This window comes from Micromonospora sp. HB375, from assembly GCF_017872985.1.
GTDB lineage: Bacteria > Actinomycetota > Actinomycetes > Mycobacteriales > Micromonosporaceae > Micromonospora > Micromonospora chalcea.
In genome coordinates, this window is sequence record NZ_JAGGJO010000001.1 from 957,753 (window position 1) to 975,227 (window position 17,475).

At 74.3% G+C, this 17,475-nt stretch carries 14 protein-coding genes; 7 read left to right on the forward strand and 7 right to left on the reverse strand.

The genetic code is table 11. From position 1 onward, the window contains the following. Nucleotides 1-9: 9 nt before the first annotated feature. Complete coding sequence (locus J3R08_RS04700) at nucleotides 10-963, forward strand: stage II sporulation protein M (RefSeq protein ID WP_043326396.1); 954 nt, start codon at nucleotides 10-12, stop codon at nucleotides 961-963. Here J3R08_RS04700 and J3R08_RS04705 read toward each other — a convergent pair. Genes J3R08_RS04705 through J3R08_RS04725 form a run of 5 tightly spaced genes read right to left on the reverse strand, consistent with a single transcriptional unit; the run spans nucleotide 941 to nucleotide 5,958 of the window. Continuing rightward, nucleotides 941-2,251, reverse strand: a complete 1,311-nt coding sequence (locus J3R08_RS04705; RefSeq protein ID WP_209960133.1) for a DUF58 domain-containing protein — start codon at nucleotides 2,249-2,251, stop codon at nucleotides 941-943. The genes J3R08_RS04700 and J3R08_RS04705 overlap by 23 nt on opposite strands. Beyond that, nucleotides 2,248-3,225 (reverse strand): MoxR family ATPase, encoded by a 978-nt coding sequence (locus J3R08_RS04710; RefSeq protein ID WP_064447732.1) that lies wholly within the window; start codon nucleotides 3,223-3,225, stop codon nucleotides 2,248-2,250. The genes J3R08_RS04705 and J3R08_RS04710 overlap by 4 nt, the downstream gene beginning before the upstream one ends. Continuing rightward, nucleotides 3,222-4,520, reverse strand: coding sequence for a DUF4350 domain-containing protein (locus tag J3R08_RS04715; protein ID WP_209960135.1), 1,299 nt, complete (start codon nucleotides 4,518-4,520; stop codon nucleotides 3,222-3,224). The genes J3R08_RS04710 and J3R08_RS04715 overlap by 4 nt, the downstream gene beginning before the upstream one ends. Then, the gene (locus tag J3R08_RS04720) at nucleotides 4,517-5,116 is read right to left on the reverse strand and encodes a DUF4129 domain-containing protein (RefSeq protein WP_209960137.1); all 600 of its coding nucleotides are present in this window, start codon (nucleotides 5,114-5,116) and stop codon (nucleotides 4,517-4,519) included. Before J3R08_RS04720 ends, J3R08_RS04715 begins: the two co-directional genes overlap by 4 nt. Beyond that, a complete protein-coding gene (locus J3R08_RS04725; RefSeq protein ID WP_209960140.1) occupies nucleotides 5,113-5,958 on the reverse strand; it encodes a hypothetical protein in 846 nt (281 codons plus the stop codon). The genes J3R08_RS04720 and J3R08_RS04725 overlap by 4 nt, the downstream gene beginning before the upstream one ends. 214 nt (nucleotides 5,959-6,172) lie before the next feature. On the opposite strand from J3R08_RS04725, the gene mtrA reads away from it, so the two are divergent. From mtrA to hpf, 5 genes are all read left to right on the forward strand, one after another. Next, nucleotides 6,173-6,862 (forward strand): MtrAB system response regulator MtrA, encoded by a 690-nt coding sequence (mtrA, locus tag J3R08_RS04730; RefSeq protein WP_030501405.1) that lies wholly within the window; start codon nucleotides 6,173-6,175, stop codon nucleotides 6,860-6,862. A gap of 16 nt (nucleotides 6,863-6,878) precedes the next feature. Beyond that, complete coding sequence (gene mtrB, locus J3R08_RS04735) at nucleotides 6,879-8,633, forward strand: MtrAB system histidine kinase MtrB (protein WP_374102378.1); 1,755 nt, start codon at nucleotides 6,879-6,881, stop codon at nucleotides 8,631-8,633. Then, nucleotides 8,630-10,429, forward strand: a complete 1,800-nt coding sequence (locus J3R08_RS04740; RefSeq protein WP_043326390.1) for an LpqB family beta-propeller domain-containing protein — start codon at nucleotides 8,630-8,632, stop codon at nucleotides 10,427-10,429. The genes mtrB and J3R08_RS04740 overlap by 4 nt, the downstream gene beginning before the upstream one ends. A gap of 6 nt (nucleotides 10,430-10,435) precedes the next feature. Then, nucleotides 10,436-11,140 carry a ComF family protein gene (locus J3R08_RS04745; protein ID WP_209960142.1) on the forward strand — a complete coding sequence of 235 codons (705 nt, stop codon included), beginning with the start codon at nucleotides 10,436-10,438 and terminating at the stop codon, nucleotides 11,138-11,140. Nucleotides 11,141-11,390: 250 nt separating this feature from the next. Beyond that, on the forward strand, nucleotides 11,391-12,035 hold the full coding sequence (gene hpf / locus J3R08_RS04750; protein WP_064447737.1) for a ribosome hibernation-promoting factor, HPF/YfiA family: 645 nt from the start codon (nucleotides 11,391-11,393) through the stop codon (nucleotides 12,033-12,035). Between the two features lie 45 nt (nucleotides 12,036-12,080). Here hpf and J3R08_RS04755 read toward each other — a convergent pair whose 3' ends face one another. Next, nucleotides 12,081-13,187 (reverse strand): GNAT family N-acetyltransferase, encoded by a 1,107-nt coding sequence (locus tag J3R08_RS04755; RefSeq protein ID WP_209960144.1) that lies wholly within the window; start codon nucleotides 13,185-13,187, stop codon nucleotides 12,081-12,083. Next, entirely contained in the window at nucleotides 13,184-14,341 is a 1,158-nt protein-coding gene (locus J3R08_RS04760) for a GNAT family N-acetyltransferase (protein ID WP_209960146.1), read from the reverse strand. Before J3R08_RS04760 ends, J3R08_RS04755 begins: the two co-directional genes overlap by 4 nt. A 169-nt stretch (nucleotides 14,342-14,510) precedes the next feature. Here J3R08_RS04760 and secA point away from each other — a divergent pair, with 169 nt between their 5' ends. Continuing rightward, a complete protein-coding gene (secA, locus tag J3R08_RS04765) occupies nucleotides 14,511-17,408 on the forward strand; it encodes a preprotein translocase subunit SecA (RefSeq protein ID WP_043326381.1) in 2,898 nt (965 codons plus the stop codon). Nucleotides 17,409-17,475 lie beyond the last annotated feature (67 nt).

Below are 17,475 nucleotides of genomic sequence, written 5' to 3' on the forward strand. Positions count from 1 at the left end.
GGAGGGCGAGTGGATCTCGATGCGTACGTGGCCGAACACAACGCCGAATGGCGGCGGCTGGAGTACCTGACCGGGCGGCGTCGCCTCGACGCGGCAGAGGTCGACGAGCTGGTGGCGCTCTACCAGCGCAGCGCCACGCACCTGTCCGCCCTGCGCGCCCGGGCGCCCGAGCCGGCGCTGGTCAACCGCCTGTCCCACCTGGTCCTCGCGGCCCGCGCCCGGGTCACCGGCCGTCAGCGGTTCTCCTGGGCGGCGGTGGGCCGGTTCCTGGCCGCCGACCTGCCCGCCGCCCTCTACCGTGCCTGGCCGTGGTGGTGCGGCGTGGCCACCGGGTTCAGCCTGCTCACCGCGTTCCTCATCTGGTTCGTCGCCGGCAACCCGGACACCGCCGCCGCGTTCGTCGGCGACGAAGCCGCCCGGGAACTCGTCGACTCCGGTTTCGCCGGCTACTACACCGAGTTCGCCGCGCCCACCTTCGCGTTCCACCTGTGGACGCACAACGCCTGGCTGGCCGCCCAGTGCCTGGCCGCCGGCGTGCTCGTGGTGCCGGTGCTCTGGCTACTGTGGCAGAACGCGCTGAACATCGGCGTGGTCGGCGGCGTGATGGTCGCCTACGGCCGGGGAGACGTCTTCTTCGGCCTGATCACACCGCACGGCCTGCTGGAACTGACCGGCATCTACGTCGCCGCCGGGGTCGGACTGCGTACCGCCTGGGCCTGGATCGCCCCGCCCGCGGACCTCGGGCGCGGCCGGGCGGTCGCCGAGGCGGGCCGGCTCGCCGTCGTGGTCGCGGCCGGGCTGGTCGGCCTGTTCGCGGTCTCCGCGCTGGTCGAGGCGTTCGTCACCCCGGCGCCGCTGCCGGTCGCGCTCCGGGTGGCCGCCGGCGCCGCGGTGTGGCTGACCTTCCTCGCGTACGCGCTGGTGCTCGGCCGGCGCGCGGTCAGAGCTGACCGAGGGACTTGAGCCGCAGGTAGGTGTCCGCGACGGCCGGGGCGAGCCGGTGGGCCGGCACGTCCACCACCGTCACCCCGTAGCGGGACAGCGCGGCGCGTACCCGGTCCCGCTCGGCCAGCGCCCGCCACGCCGACGCGGCCGCGTACGGGTCGTCCGGGCCGGTCGGGGTGGCAGTGGCGAGCCTGCTCAGCACCGGGTCGCTGCCGGCGGCCAGCACCACCCGGTGCCGGGTCGCCAGCCGGGGCAGCACCGGCAGCAGCCCTTCGCCGATCGCGCCCGCCTCCAGCGCGGTGAACAGCACCACCAGGCTGCGCTGCCGCTCCCGGCGCAGCACCTCGCCGGCGATCAGCTCGAAGTCGGTCTCGGCGAGCGTCGGCTCCAGCGGCGCCACCGCCTCGACCAGCCGGGCGAGCAGGGCCGGACGGCCGCTGCCGGTCACCCGCGCCCGGATCTCGGTGTCCGCCGCCAGCAGGTCCACCCGGTCACCGGCGCGGGCCGCGAGCGCGGTGAGCAGCAGCGCCGCGTCGATGGCGGTGTCCAGCCGGGGCTCGTCGCCCAGCCGGACCGCCGAGGTGCGGCCGGTGTCGAGCACGCAGACCAGGCGCCGGTCCCGTTCCGGGCGCCAGGTGCGGACCAGGATGTCGGCGCGCCGGGCGCTGCCCCGCCAGTCGATCGAACGGACGTCGTCGCCCACCGCGTACTCGCGCAGCGTGTCGAACTCGGTGCCGTGGCCGCGCCCCCGGGTCACCTGCACACCGTCGATGACCCGCAGCCGGGCCAGCTTCTCCGGCAGGTGCCGGCGGGAGTCGAACCGGGGCAGCACCCGCAGCGTCCACGGCGGGGTGGCGGGCTGCCCGGCGCGCTGCCGGGCGCCCAGGCGCATCGGCCCGAGCGAGCGTACGGTCAGCGCCACCGCCGGCCGGTCGCCGCGCCGGGTCGGGGTGAGCCGGACCGGCAGCGTGGCGACGCCACCGGGCGGCACGGTGAGCAGGCGCTGCGGCGGCACGTCCGGGCGGGCCCCGGCCGACGGCACCCAGGCGTCGCGCACCTGGGCGTACAGCGTGTGGTGGGTCGGGTTGGTCAGGTGCAGCGTGACGGTGGCGGTGCCGCCGAGCCGCACCGTACGGTCGCCGGAGCGGGTCACCGTGAGCGCGTGCGGCGGGGCGGCCATCGCCCGGTCGAGCGCCACCAGCAGCAGCAGCACGACGGTCAGCACGGCCATCCCGACGAACGGCGCCGGCCAGAACGGCAGCGTCAGCGCGCCCAGGCCGAGCAGCAGACCCGCCCGCCAGGTCATCGCGGCGTCGGCACGGTGGCCAGCACCGAGTCCAGCACCGCGTCCACGGTCACGCCCTCCAGCTCCGCCTCCGGGCGCGGCCGCAGCCGGTGCCGCAGCGTGGGCCGGGCCACCGCCTTCACGTCGTCCGGCGTGACGTGGTCCCGGCCGGCCAGCCAGGACCACGCCTTGGCGGTGTTCAGCAGCGCGGTGGCGCCCCGGGGCGACGCGCCCAGCTCCAGCGCCGGGGCGGAACGGGTGCCCCGGCACACGTCCACGATGTAGCCGAGCACCGGCTCGGCCACGTGCACCCGCTGCACCTCGGCCCGGGCCGCGGCCAGGTCCGCCGCACCGGCCACCGGGCGTACGCCGGCGGCACGCAGGTCACGCGGGTCGAAACCGGCGTGGTGCGCGCGGAGCACACCCAGCTCCTCCTCCCGCTCCGGCAGCGGCACCGTCAGCTTGAGCAGGAAGCGGTCGAGCTGCGCCTCGGGCAGCGGGTAGGTGCCCTCGTACTCGACCGGGTTCTGGGTGGCCGCGACGATGAACGGGTCGGGCAGCGGACGGCGCTCGCCCTCGACCGAGACCTGCCGCTCCTCCATCACCTCCAGCAGCGCCGACTGCGTCTTCGGCGGGGTCCGGTTGATCTCGTCGGCGAGGAGCAGGTTGGTGAAGACCGGCCCCTCCCGGAACGTGAACGCGGCGGTGCGCTGGTCGAAGATCAGCGAGCCGGTGACGTCGCCGGGCATCAGGTCGGGGGTGAACTGCACCCGCTTGGCGTCCAGGTCGAGCGCGGCGGCAAGCGTCCGCACCAGCAGCGTCTTGGCCACCCCCGGTACGCCCTCCAGCAGCACGTGCCCCCGGCAGAGCAGCGCGATCACCAGCCCGGTGACCACGGCGTCCTGCCCGACGACGGCCTTGGCCACCTCGGCGCGCAGCCGGTGCAGGGCGGCGCGGGCGCCGGACGGGGCGGTGGTCGTGACGGGTCCGGTCACCGGGTGTCTCCTTCGCTCGGATGCGGGGCCAGGGTACGGGTCAGGGCGTCCAGTTCGCGGGCCAGCTCCAGCAGCTCGCGGTCCTTCTCCGGGGCGGGGCCGTAGAGCAGTTCGGCCACCCGTTCCGGGTCGGCACCGGTGTGCTCGGCGATCCGGGCGGCCACCTCGTCGTCGGGCGTGTCCGGAGGCAGGTTGAGCCGGGGCAGGAGCCGGTCCAGCGCGGCGGCGCGCAGCGTCTCGGCGACCGTGTCCCGGGCGCCCGCCCGGCGGTAGAGCCGCGCCCGGCCGCGTACCGTCTCGGCGGCCCGCACGGTCACCGGCAGCGGCTCCGACACCGGTGGCCCGAGCCGGCGGGCCCGCCAGAGCACGACGAGCAGCCCGGCCAGGGCGAGCTGCGCCAGGAGCGCCCAGAACCACTGCGGGAAGGCGCCCCAGAGCGGGTTCTCCCACGGCGGGTCGGCGCGGTCGGGCGGGTCGGGCCGTTCCGACCGTTCGCCGTCGCCGCCCTGGGCGGGCTCCTCGGTGAAGGGTTCCGGGGACCAGCTCGGGCGGGTCGGGGCCGGTACCGGCTCGGGCAGGTCGAGCCAGACGAGCGGGCGGTTCCCGCCGAGCAGACCGGCGGCGAGGGCCTCGTTGCCCCACTCGCCGATCCGGTCGTTGCGGAACGGGTCGCTGGCGCCGGCCAGCACCACCTCGACCCGTCCGGGGACGCGCAGCAGCGCGCCGCCGTAGCAGTGGCCGACCTCGGCCGGCCCGGCGTAGCGCTGCAGGTCGATCGCGGCGGTGCCGGCCCGGACCGCCTCGGGCAGCGGGCACGGCGTGCCGTCCGCGTCCGGCGGCACGGCCCGCGCGGCCCAGCGCCGGGCGGCCGCCTCGACCGGCGTGTCCAGTTCGGCGAGCACCCGCGGGGAGGGCTCGACGAACACCAGGCGGGTGCCCGGGGGCAGGGCGGTCAGGCGGTCGAGCAGGTCCGGGTGCACCAGTCCGGGCGCGGGCACGAAGACGGTGCTCGGCGCGATGCCGGCGGTCTGCAGCACCCCGTCGAACGCCGTCTCCCGGCGCACCGGCACGCCCTGCGCGCGCAGCGCCTCGGCGAGCCGGCTGCCCCCGTCGTCGTCGGTGGCGACCGGGGAGAGGAAGCCGGGCTCGTCGGTGTCGGGCCGGTCGACGGCGTGCAGCACGAGCGTGGTCACGATCAGCAGCACGGCCAGCCCGAGCGGGACGAGCAGCCGGTGCCGCCGACGGCGCGGCGTCGCGGCGGTGGCCGTTTCCGCCGGCGTCACGGTGGCGGTCATCGCGGCTCCTCCCCGGTCAGCTCGCGACGCAGGTCGGCGGCGAGTTCACGCATCCGGTGGTCGTGCGCGGCGGTGGCGGGACGCTGGGCGTACCAGAGGTCGGAGAAGATCGCCCCGGCGGTGTGCAGCGTCGGCCGCACCTGGGGCCGGGCACGGGCCGCCGCCTCGGTCAGCTCGACCACTGTGAGCCCGGGGCGGGGCTCCACGACGTGCCGCGTGACCAGGAGCCGGACCATCTCGCGCAGCCGTTCCCGGACCGCCTCGGCGTACCGGCCCTCGGCCGCGAGCCGGTCGGCCAGCCCGGGCACGCCGGCCGGCACGGCCTCCGGGGTCCGGGGCTCGGGCACGCGTACCGGCGGCGGATCGGAGCGGCGGCGGCGCGCGGGCCTGCGCAGGCGGGGCAGCCGCAGCCGGGGCAGGCGCGGCAGGCGCAGCCGGGGCAGTGAGAACCGGGGCAGCCGGCGGGGCACCCAGGCCGGGAAGAAGTACCAGCCCAGGGCGGCCAGCAGCGCGACCGCCAGCAGGATCAGCGCGGCCAGCGGCAGCGGCAGCAGGTCACCGAGGGCCGCGACCGTCTCGGTCCACCACCGGCTCACCGCTGCGCCGCCAGCAGGACCGGTTCCGGTACGCCCGCCGGCGCGCGGGAGAGCCGGATGTCCAGCCCTTCGGTGCGGATCCGGGTCTCCAGGTGCAGCACCGCGTCCAGGCAGGCCAGCGCCGGGTACGCCAGCGCGTTCACCGCGGCGAAGGCGGCGACGGTCACCGGCAGCGCCCAGGCGGACACGTCGAACAGGCCCAGCATGCCGAGACCGTGATAGACGCCCAGCCCGATGCCGAGCCGGATCAGCCACCAGCCCAGGTAGCCCAGCAGCCGGACGGCGGCGGCCCGCGCGCTCACCCGGCCCGCCAGGCGGATCGCCCGCCACGGGGCCCGGTGTCCGGGCACCCCGTCCAGCACCAGCACCGGCACCACCAGGCCGAGCAGCCCGTACGCCAGGAACCAGCCCGGCCCGGTCAGTGCGGCGAGCGCGACGACGGGGCCGACCGCGAAGGCGGCCAGCACCACGGGGCCGAGCCGGGAGCCGCGCAGCAACTCGGCCGGCCCGGGACGGCGCCCCAGCAGGGCCGCGCCGGCGCCGCGCGCGGCCGGGCCGCCCAGCAGCGCGATGATCGCCGCCTCGGTGCCGGCGCCGGTCGCCAGCAGCAGCCAGTACCAGGGCAGCGAGTCACCGAAATCCGCCGGCCACCACTGCGGCGGGTCGGCCTCGACCAGCAGCCGCAGCGGGTGGAGCACCGCCTGCTCGGCGAGGGCCAGCAAGAGGGCGAGCGGGACGAGCACCCGGGCGTGGTCGCGCAGCAGCAGCACTGCCGCGTCGAGCAGTTCGCCGACGGTCAGCGGACGGCGCGGCAGCACCGCGGTCGGGCCGGCGTCGGGCACGCGTACTCCTGGCGGGCAGGGCGGAGGTGGCGGGCGGCGTGGCGCCCGAGGGATCATGGTTGCACGGCGGGTCCGCGTCCGGTGGACCCGTCCGCCCTGACGCGCCACGCTGTGCGGCCACGCCGCTTGCTGTGGTGCGCGGGCCCGCTCGGCGCTACCGTGCCGTGGAGACGCCGAACCCCTCCAGACGAACGGGGATGGAACGATAAACCCCATGAGAGCCCGGGTACTCGTGGTCGACGACGACCCCGCCCTCGCCGAGATGCTCGGCATCGTGCTGCGCAGCGAGGGCTTCGTGCCGTCCTTCGTCGCGGACGGCGAACGGGCGCTGGCCGCCTTCCGCGACAACCGACCCGACATCGTCCTGCTCGACCTGATGCTCCCCGGCATGAGCGGCATCGACGTGGCCCGCGCCATCCGGGGCGAGTCCGGCGTGCCGATCGTGATGCTGACCGCCAAGAGCGACACCGTGGACGTGGTGCTCGGCCTGGAGTCCGGCGCCGACGACTACGTGGTGAAGCCGTTCAAGCCCAAGGAGCTGGTGGCCCGGATGCGGGCCCGGCTGCGCCGGGGCGAGGACGTGGCCCCGGAGATGCTGACGATCGGGCCGCCCGGCAACCAGATCACCATCGACGTGCCGGCGCACACGGTCAGCCGCGACGGCGACGAGGTGAAGCTGACCCCGCTGGAGTTCGACCTGCTGGTCGCGCTCGCCCGCAAGCCGCGCCAGGTCTTCACCCGCGAGGTGCTGCTGGAACAGGTCTGGGGCTACCGCCACGCCGCCGACACCCGCCTGGTGAACGTGCACGTGCAGCGGCTGCGCGCCAAGATCGAGCCGGATCCGGAGCGACCCGAAATCATCCTGACCGTGCGGGGCGTGGGTTACAAGGCGGGTACCGGATAGCCTGGTCAGCACTGTGGTGACCACCCCGCTGCCGGACACGCCGACCGCCGAGCCCCGCCGGCTCCACGCCGTGCGGGCGCTCTGGCTCGCCCTGAGCGGCCGGGTCGCCCGGCTGGTCGCCGCAGTGCACCAGGCCTGGCGGCGGTCGCTCCAGGTGCGTGTGGTCACCATCACGCTGGTGGCGTCGAGTCTGCTGGTGGGCGGTTTCGCCTACCTGATCGCCGACAAGATCACCAGCATCCTGCTGGAGAACGCCGAGACCGACGTGCGGCTGCGGCTGAGCAACGGCAGCGAGTACGCGGCGAAGCAGTTCAACCTCTACAGCCAGCCGCAGGAGGCGCAGCTCCAGAACACCATCGACGGCACGGTGAACTACCTGGCCGGCGGTGACCCGACGCAGACCAGCGGCGTCGTGGTGGCGATCACCGCCGACAACTTCGCCGAGTTCATCGAGCCGCGCACCACGCCCGAGGTGCCGGTGGGCACGGTGATCGGCGACGAGCTGCGGGCCGCCGTGGCCTCCGGCAAGGTCGCCCACCAGATCCGCACCGGGTCGCTCGGCGGCGAACGCACCAAATACCTGGTCTACGGCTCCCCGGTGCCCACCAAGTTCGGGCAGGTCGAGCTCTACTACCTCGTACCCCTGGCCCGGCAGGACGCGACGGCGGCCGACGCCCGGGCCACGGTGGTCGCCACCGGCGTCGCGCTCGTCCTCCTGCTCGGCCTGCTGGCCGCCCTGGTCACCCGCCTGGTGGTGACGCCGGTACGGGTGGCCGCGCGCACCGCGCAGCGGCTCTCCGCCGGCCTGCTCGACCAGCGCATGGTGGTGAACGGCGAGGACGACCTCGCCCTGCTGGCCGCCTCGTTCAACCAGATGGCGACGAACCTGCAACGGCAGATCCTCCGACTGGAGGAGATGTCCCGGCTGCAACGCCGGTTCACCTCGGACGTCTCGCACGAGCTGCGGACGCCGTTGACCACGGTCCGGATGGCCGCCGACCTGATCTTCGCCGAGCGGGACGAGTTCGATCCGGCGGTGGCCCGCAGCGCCGAGCTGCTCCAGGCCGAGCTGGACCGGTTCGAGGAGCTGCTCACCGACCTGCTGGAGATCAGCCGGTTCGACGCCGGCTTCGCGGTGCTGGACAGCGAGCCGACCGACCTGGTGCCGGTGGTGCACCGGGTCACCGAGCGGCTGGCCGGGCTGGCCGAGCGGGTCGGGGTCACGATCGAGCTGGACCTGCCGGACACTCCGGTGATCGCCGAGGTCGACCCGCGCCGCGTCGAGCGGGTGCTGCGCAACCTGGTCGGCAACGCGGTCGAGCACGGCGAGGCCAAACCGGTACGGATCACTCTGGGCCAGGACCGCAGCGCGGTGGCGATCACCGTGCGCGACCACGGCGTCGGCCTCAAGCCGGGGGAGGAGAAGCTGGTGTTCAACCGCTTCTGGCGGGCCGACCCGTCGCGTGCCCGGCAGACCGGCGGCACCGGGCTCGGCCTGTCGATCAGCCTGGAGGACGCCCGCCTGCACGGCGGCTGGCTGGAGGCGTGGGGCGCGCCCGGCCAGGGCGCCCAGTTCCGGCTCACGCTGCCGGCCCGGGCCGGGGACCGGCTCACCACCTCCCCGCTGCGGCTGGTGCCGGCCGACGCCACGGTGCCGTTCGGCGGTCCCCGCGACGGCGGCCTGCTCGCCATCGGCCCGGGCACCGACGCCGGAACGCTGACCGTGGAGCCCGCCGCCGCCGACGGCGACCGGGCGGAGGTCCGGCCGTGAGCCGCCGCGCCCTGGCCCTGCTGCTGGCCGGCGCCCTGCTTCCGGCCGCGCTCGTCGGCTGCGGCATCCCGGGTGAGACAGACGTCCAGATCGACGGCTCGGTGCCGGCCGCGCAGGGCGGGGCGCTCAACGGCAGTCCGGCCCGGCCGCCCGAACCGGCCGACAGCAGCGAGCCGGTGCCGTTCATCGAGAACTACCTGCGGGCGGCGGCGGCCGGGGAACGCGACCAGGCGTACGCCCGGGCCCGGAAGTTCCTCGCCGAGGAGTCCCGCGACCTGCTCCCGGGCAAGCCGCAGACCAGCGAGGTCGAGTTGACCGTGGTGCGGCTGCGGGAGAAGCCGGAGAGCACGCCGCCGAACAACCAGGGCACCAGCACGGTGACGCTCAAGGTGCAGCAGGTCGGCGTGCTGCGGGCGGACGGCACGCTCGGGCCGCCGGTGGCCAGCGACACGCAGTACGTCTTCGAGCTGCGCCGCGCCGAGCCGGCCGGGACCGGGCTGCTGATCACCGAGGCGCCGAACGTGCTGCTGGCCAGCGACTCGGCGATGCGTGAGTACTACCGCCCCCGCACCGTCTACTTCTGGAACTCGGACCAGACCCGGCTGGTGCCGGACCAGCGCTACCTGCTCTCCTCGGCGCCGACCGAGCGGCGGATCACCGAGGTGATGAAGTGGCTGGCGGACCGCCCCTCGGACTGGCTGGCCGCCGGCGTGACCGGGCTGCCCGACGGCACCCAGCTGATCAACAACGCGACCGGGACGGACGGGCACTGGGAGATCAACCTGAACATGCCGGGGGCCAACGAGCAGCGGCTGAACCGGCTCGGCACCCAGTTGGCCTGGTCCCTGTCGGACCTGGACGGCGTGGTCGACCTCAAGATCCAGAACCAGAAGCGGCTGACCGTCGACCTCCGGCGGGAGCGCGTCTCGGTCGTCGCGTACCCGCGCGGGGCGAACCCGATGCGGCTGGGCGTCTACGACGGCGCCGTACGCCCACTGGCGTTCGGCAACGAGCCGCGGGCCGCCGTGCCGCTGCCGCCGGAGGAGAACCGCAACGTGGTCTCCGCCGCGCTCGCCCGTGCCGAGGAACAGGTGCTGGCCGCGCTCGTCGTCACCGGCGCCGACAACCGCAAGCGGCTCAAGGTGGGCTCCGGCGCGGAGCCGGTGGCCACGCTCAACGCGAGCGACCGCACGTTCCGCGCGATGAGCCGCCCGACCTGGCTGCGGTCGCTGACCAAGGCCCGGCCGGGTGGCCTGGTGGCGGCAGACGGCAAGCTCTACCGGTTCGACGGGTCGGGCCGGATGAGCGAGATCGCGCTGTCCGTGTCCGGCCCGGTGACGGCGGTCGCCGGTTCCCTCGAAGGCCACCGGGTCGCACTGGTCAGCGGCGGCGCGCTCTACGTCGCCGCGGTCAGCGTCGACGGCGGCGTGGTCAACCTGGGACAGCCGCGCCGGGTGGCCACCCTGCTCACCGGCGTGACGGTGGTGGACTGGGTGGCGGAGAACGAACTCGTGCTGGCCGGCAACGAGGCGGACCGGCGTTCGGCGATCCACCAGCTCAGCGTCGACGGCGTGTGGGAGACCCCGCTGGCGGTGGAGATCGGCGCCCCGGTCACCCAGCTCGCCGGGTATCCGGGCGGCAGCGACCGGGGCCTGGCCGCGTTCTCGTTCATGTTCGAGACGGACGGGGCGGCCTGGCGGAACAACCCGTTCGACTTCGTCAAGCGGGAGCAGGTGCTCGACGTGCCGGCCGGCAGCCGGGCGACCAACCCGACCGCCCCGTTCTTCCTCTACTGAGCCGCCGTGCGTGACCTGGGCGGGCTCTGGTCGGACCTGACCGACCTGGTGCTGCCCGCCGGGTGCGCCGGCTGCGGCGGGGGAGCGGCGCGGCTGCGGCAGGGCTTCTGCCCCGGCTGCGTACGCGAACTGGAGTCGCTGCGCCCCGCGCCCACCCGGCCCGATCCGGCCCCGCCCGGCCTGCCGCCCTGTGTCGCGCTCGGCCCGTACGGCGGGGCGCTGCGCGAGGCGCTGCTCGCGTACAAGGAACGGGGCCGGCACGGGCTGGCCCGGCCGCTCGGCGCGCTGCTGGCGGAGGTGGTCGCCGAGGCGGTGGGGCCGCCCGGCCCGGTGACGCTGGTGGCGGTGCCGGACACGGCCCGCGCCGCCCGGGCCCGCTACGGCGACCACCTGGACCGGCTGGTCCGCCCGGCGGCGTCCCGGCTGCGCGCGGCCGGCTGGCCGGTACGCGTGCTGCGACCGCTGCGGGCACTGTCCCGGCCCGACTCGGTGACGCTGGACAGCGCCGGACGGGCCACCGCGGCCGAGGCGGCGTTCCGGTTGCGCCGCCCCGTGACCGGGCGCCGCCCGGCCGGGACCGTGGTGCTGCTGGACGACATCGTCACCACCGGCGCGACGCTCGCGGCGGTGAGCCGGATGTTGCACCGCGCGGGAATGACGCCAAAGGCCGCGGCCGTGCTCGCCGCAACGCAAAAGCGGCACGTTCGGTGACGCTTCGTGTATCCGTTTCACCCCATGGTGTATGAGGTGTTAAATTCCGCAACCCCTTTCGGCAACCAGGGGTGACGGTTGGCGGTACAGGAGTTAGCGTTTCGGTGTCGGGGGTAGAGAGGATGCCAACCTTCCCCCGGCGCTGGAAGGAGGCGTAGCCGAACACCACCGGTCGACGCCGAGCGGGGCCCTCCCGGGCGGGTCGACCGGATTCTCCGGACCGAACGACCGTCCGAACAAGGGAGGTCACGTGGACATCGTGGTCAAGGGCCGTAACGTCGAAGTGCCGGACCATTACCGGGTGCACGTAGCCGAGAAGCTCGCGAAGATCGAACGCTACGACCAGAAGCTCATTCGCGTGGACGTCGAGTTGTTCCACGAGCGCAATCCACGCCAGGCGGACCACTGCCAGCGAGTGGAGATCACCTGTGTCACGCGCGGCCCGGTGATCCGGGCCGAGGCCTGCACGAGCGACTTCTACAGCGCGCTCGACGCCGCAATCGCCAAGTTGGACACCCGCTTCCGCCGCGCGGCGGACCGCCGCCGGGTGCACCGGGGGCGGCACGCGCCGATCTCAGTGGCCGCCGCGACCGCCGGACTGCCGGTGGCCGAACTCGACGGGCCCGGCCTGGCGGCGCGCGACGGCCACGGCGCCGCCACCGCCGTCGCCGAACGTCCCGACGAGGACGGTTACGTCGAACCCGACGACCAGCCGTGGCACATCGCCCGGGCGAAGGTCCACCCCGCCGATCCGATGACCGTCGACGACGCGCTGTTCCAGATGGAACTGGTCGGCCACGACTTCTACCTGTTCCAGGACAAGGAGTCCGGCCGCCCGAGCGTGGTCTACCGGCGGCACGCGTACGACTACGGGATCATCCAGCTCGACACGTGACCCCTTGACCGGTGAGACGGGCCCCCGCACGCGCGGGGGCCCGTCTCAGTTCTCGTCGGTGGCGAGCCGGCCGTAGACCACCGAGTCGACCCGGGCGCCGTCCGGGCCGGGCAGCCGCCCGCGCAGCAGCCCTTCCCGCCGGAAGCCGGCCCGTTCCAGCACGCGCTGCGAGGCCACGTTGTCCGGCCGGGTGCCGGCCCAGAGCCGGGCCACCCCGATGCCGAACGCCCACCCGGCGACCAGCCGGACCGTACGCGCGGCCAGCCCGCGGCCGCGCGCCTCCGGCAGCAGGCTGTAGCCGATCATCGCCTGGCCGGTGGCGGGCTCGTCGTAGAACAGCGCGCACCCGCCGACGACAGCGCCGGTCGCCGCGTCGACGATCGCCAGGTCGGCGGCCTCGCCGGCCAGCCAGCGGCTCGCCGCCAGCCGGCAGCGCCGCGCGAGCGCGGCCCGCTCCGGCGCCACCGGCGGCACCCGGTTCGCCACCACCTCCGGCAGCGAGTGCAGCCGGTGCAGCACGTCGGTGTCCGCCGGCCCCACCGGCCGCAGCGTCACCACGCCGTCGGTGAGCCGGCCGCCGGGCAGGTCCGGCAGCAGACGGGCGACCGGTCCCGGCGGGTCGTCGGCCAGCCGCACCCAGGCGATCAGATCCTCGCGTACGCCGCCCGCGCTCGCGCCCGCCGCCCGGCGTATGCCCTCGTGCCGGTAGCCGCAGGCCAGGGCGATGCGCTGGCTCGGCACGTTGTCGACGCGGGTGAGCAGTTCCAGCCGGGCCGCCCCGGCGGCGAATGCACGCTCGGTCAGCAGCCGGGTGGCGGCGCTCGCCACGCCCCGGCCGCGCGCCGCGGGACCCACCCAGTAACCGATCTCGTAGCTCGCCCGCTCCGCGCTGAGCCGGCTCAGACCGATGCTGCCGAGGAGCCGGTCGGTGGCCGGGTCGGCGATCGTGTACGCGGCCCCACCCGCCGCCCACGCCGCCGGCGAGCCCTCGGTGATCCACCAGCGGGCGGCGTCCTCGTCGTAGGGATCGGGCAGCAGGGGCATGAACCGGCGGGTCTCCGGGTCGGCGCACCCGGCCACCATGTCCGGCACGTCCGCGAGGTGGCACGGCCGCAGCCGTACGCCGTACCCCTCGATCGTCTCCGGCGTCACACCAGGTCCTCCGGCAGCAGCGCGCCGATCCACGCGTCCTGGCGCTCGCCGCGGTGCTGGACGCCGCCGCGCAGCGTGCCCTCGACGGTGAAGCCGGCCTTCTCGGCGGCCCGCCGCGAGGCGGTGTTGCCCACGTTGGCCCGCCACTCGATCCGGGCCAGGCCGAGCGTGGTGAAGCCCCAGGCGCACACGGCGGTGAGCGCGGCCGGCAGGTAACCCCGGCCGCGCGCGTGCGGCGCGGTCATGTAGCCCACGTCGGCCACCAGCGGGTCGTTGGGGAGGATGCGCAGGTCGATCGAGGCGACGTAGCTGTCGTCCGGGTCGGCCACGGCGAACGTCGCGGCGGTGCCCCGGGCCCAGGCCGGGCGGACCAGGTCGTGCAGGAAGCCCTCGGCGTGCTCCTGCCGGTACGGGTGCGGCACCGTGGTCCAGCGGATCGTCTGCTCGTCCTGGCAGGTGCGGGTCACCGCGGGCAGGTCGCGCTCCTCCAGCGCGCGCAGCCGCAGCTCGGTGTCCCCGGCGGTGGCGAACAGGACCGGCTGCGGCCGGCCGAAGACCGCCGCGCGGCGGGCCTGCAGCGTGTCCGGCCCGTAGGGGACCGGGTCGCCGGGCGCGGCCAGCTCGGCCGGGAACAGGGAGCCGATCCAGCCCTCCGGACGGCCGCCGGGGCTGGGGTGGGCCAGCCGCAGTTCACCCTCGACGCGGAAGCCGGCGCGCAGCGCGACCAGCCGGGAGGCGTGGTTGCCGATCTCGGCCTGCCAGGTGAGCCGGCGCAGCTTGAGCGCGTCGAACGCCCAGCGGGCGAGCGCGCGGGTGGCGCGGACCGCGACGCCCCGGCCCCGGGCCCACGGCGCGGTCCAGTAGCCGACCTCGGCCGAGTCCAGCTCGCGGTCCACGGAGACCAGGCCGCACGAGGCGAGCAGTTCCCCGGTGCCGGCGTCGCAGACCGCGAACGGTGCGCCCGCGCCCTCGGCCCAGGCGGTCGCGCTGAACGTGGTCACGAACTCGGCGGCGTGCTCCGGCAGGTACGGGCGAGGTACGGTGGTCCAGCGCTGGATGTCCGGATCCTGGCAGGCACGGTGCACCGCGTCGGCGTCCGCCGCACGCCAGGGGCGCAGCAGCAGGCCGTCCTCGATGATCTCCACAGGCTCCATCCGAGCCATCGTGCCGGATCGTTCGCGCACGGCGTAACCCGATTAGCGGCCGGTGGCGCACGGTCGCGGCGTTATGTCGGGTTCCGGAGCCCGGACCGCCGCCACCAGTGACCATCGTCGCCTCCGAGCGCCTACGATGGTTCGAGACCGTCTAGGGGAGCGTTGATCCGTGTCGATTCTGGAAAAGGTCCTTCGCGCCGGCGAGGGGCGCATGGTGCGTCGGCTCAAGGCCATCGCGGCCGCCGTCAACTCGATCGAGGACGACTACGTCAACCTCAGCGACGACGAGCTACGCGGCATGACCGACCAGTTCAAGGAGCGGCTCGCTGACGGCGAGACCCTCGACGACCTGCTGCCCGAGGCGTTCGCGGTGTGCCGTGAGGCGGCCTCCCGGGTGCTCGGCCAGCGTCCCTACGACGTCCAGGTCATGGGTGGCGCGGCGCTGCACTTCGGCAACATCGCCGAGATGAAGACCGGTGAGGGCAAGACGCTCACCTCGGTCATGCCGGTCTACCTGAACGCGCTCGCCGGCAAGGGCGTGCACGTGGTCACCGTGAACGACTACCTGGCCGAACGCGACGCCGCCTGGATGGGCCGGGTGCACGAGTTCCTCGGCCTGCGCGTCGGCGTGGTGCTGCCCAACCGGCCCGCCACCGAGCACCGCGCGGCGTACGAGTGCGACATCACCTACGGCACGAACAACGAGTTCGGCTTCGACTACCTGCGCGACAACATGGCCTGGTCGAAGGACGAACTGGTCCAGCGCGGCCACTTCTTCGCCGTGGTCGACGAGGTCGACTCGATCCTCATCGACGAGGCGCGTACCCCGCTGATCATCTCCGGTCCGGCCGAGCACTCCGCCCGGTGGTACCAGGAGTTCGCCACCGTGGTGGCCCGGCTCCAGCCCGGCACCGACGGCGAGGGCGACTACGAGGTCGACTACGCCAAGCGCACCATCGCGATCACCGAGCGCGGCGTGGCCAAGGTGGAGGACCGCCTCGGCATCGACAACCTTTACGAGTCGGTGAACACCCCGCTCGTGGGCTACCTGAACAACGCCATCAAGGCCAAGGAACTCTACAAGCGCGACAAGGACTACATCGTCAACGACGGCGAGGTCCTGATCGTCGACGAGTTCACCGGCCGCATCCTGCACGGCCGCCGCTACAACGAGGGCATGCACCAGGCGATCGAGGCCAAGGAGGGGGTGGAGATCAAGCAGGAGAACCAGACCCTGGCCACCATCACCCTCCAGAACTACTTCCGCCTCTACGACAAGCTCTCCGGCATGACCGGTACCGCCCAGACCGAGGCGGGCGAGTTCAACAAGGTCTACAAGGTCGGCGTCGTGACCATCCCGACGCACCGGCCGATGGTCCGGCTCGACCGGCCCGACGTCATCTACAAGACCGAGAAGGCCAAGTTCAACGCCGTCGTCGAGGACATCGCCGAGCGGCACGAGCAGGGCCAGCCGGTGCTCGTCGGCACCGTCTCGGTGGAGAACTCCGAGATCCTGTCGCACATGCTGCGCCGCCGCGGCATCCCGCACTCCGTGCTGAACGCGAAGTTCCACGCCAAGGAGGCGGAGATCGTCGCCCAGGCCGGGCGCAAGGGCGCGGTCACCGTCGCGACCAACATGGCCGGCCGCGGTACGGACATCCTGCTCGGCGGCAACCCCGAGTTCCTCGCCGCGAACGAGCTGCGCCAGCGCGGGCTCGACCCGGTCGAGCAGCCGGAGGAGTACGCCAAGGCGATGGAGGAGATCCTCCCGACCTGGAAGCAGGCGTGCGACGTCGAGGCGGAGGAGGTCGCCGCCGCCGGTGGCCTCTACGTGCTGGGCACCGAGCGGCACGAGTCCCGCCGGATCGACAACCAGCTGCGCGGTCGCGCCGGCCGGCAGGGTGACCCGGGCGAGTCCCGCTTCTACCTGTCGCTGCAGGACGAGCTGATGAAGCGCTTCCGGGCCGGCGCGGTCGAGGCCGTGATGGACCGCTTCAACATCCCCGAGGACGTGCCCATCGAGTCGAAGATGGTCACCCGGCAGATCAAGAGTGCCCAGGCCCAGATCGAGGGCCAGAACGCCGAGATCCGCAAGAACGTCCTCAAGTACGACGAGGTGCTGAACAAGCAGCGCCAGGTGATCTACGCCGAGCGTCTGCGGGTGCTCAACGGCGAGGACCTGTCCGACCAGGTCCGCAACATGATCGACGACGTGGTGACCGCGTACGTGGTCGGCGCGACCAGCGACGGCTACGCCGAGGACTGGGACCTCGATCAGCTCTGGTCCAGCCTCAAGCAGCTGTACCCGGTCGGCGTCACAGTCGACGAGCTGGAGGAGGAGGTCGGTTCCCGCTCGGGCATCGACCAGGACTTCCTGCTCGCCCGCCTGAAGGAGGACGCGCACGCCGCGTACGACAGGCGCGAGGAGAGCCTCGGCGAGGAGGCGGTCCGCCAGCTCGAGCGGATGGTCCTGCTCCAGGTGATCGACCGCAAGTGGCGCGAGCACCTCTACGAGATGGACTACCTGCAGGAGGGCATCAGCCTGCGGGCGTACGCCCAGCGCGACCCGGTCATCGAGTACCAGCGCGAGGGCTTCGACATGTTCGCCACCATGATGGACGGCATCAAGGAGGAGACGGTCGGCTTCCTCTACAACCTGGACGTGCAGGTCGAGGAGGCCGAGCCGGAGGCCGAGGAGGTGCAGCTGCTGGAGAAGCCGGTGGAGATCCGGGCGAAGGGTCTCAACCGCGCGCCGCAGCAGCAGGGCCTGCAGTACTCCGCTCCCGCCGTGGACGGCGAGGCCGGTCGCGGCGCTCCGGTGATCGAGCGGCCCGAGCAGCAGGCGCCGGCGCTCGGCATCGGCCAGCAGTCGGAGCGCCCTGCCGCCGCCGGGCCGCGCCGGGCTCCGGCCGGTGCGAGCGGCCAGGCGGTCGCGGCGAGCACCGCCCGGCGGGCCGCCCCGGGCCAGGTCGACGGCGGCGAGGGCCCGTCCCGTAACGCGCCCTGCCCGTGTGGCTCGGGCCGCAAGTACAAGCGCTGCCACGGCTCGCCCAACGGCGGCAACTGACCCCGAACGCCCACGACGGGCCCCGGCCTCCCGGCCGGGGCCCGTCGCCGTCCCTGGGTTCCCCCAG

Bases quoted from the DNA above. Each gene is read 5' to 3' on its own strand.
- J3R08_RS04705 (WP_209960133.1), bottom strand. From the start codon at position 2,251: ATGACCTGGCGGGCGGGTCTGCTGCTCGGCCTGGGCGCGCTGACGCTG.
- J3R08_RS04715 (WP_209960135.1), bottom strand. From the start codon at position 4,520: ATGACCGCCACCGTGACGCCGGCGGAAACGGCCACCGCCGCGACGCCG.
- mtrA (WP_030501405.1), top strand. From the start codon at position 6,173: ATGAGAGCCCGGGTACTCGTGGTCGACGACGACCCCGCCCTCGCCGAG.
- J3R08_RS04760 (WP_209960146.1), bottom strand. From the start codon at position 14,341: ATGGAGCCTGTGGAGATCATCGAGGACGGCCTGCTGCTGCGCCCCTGG.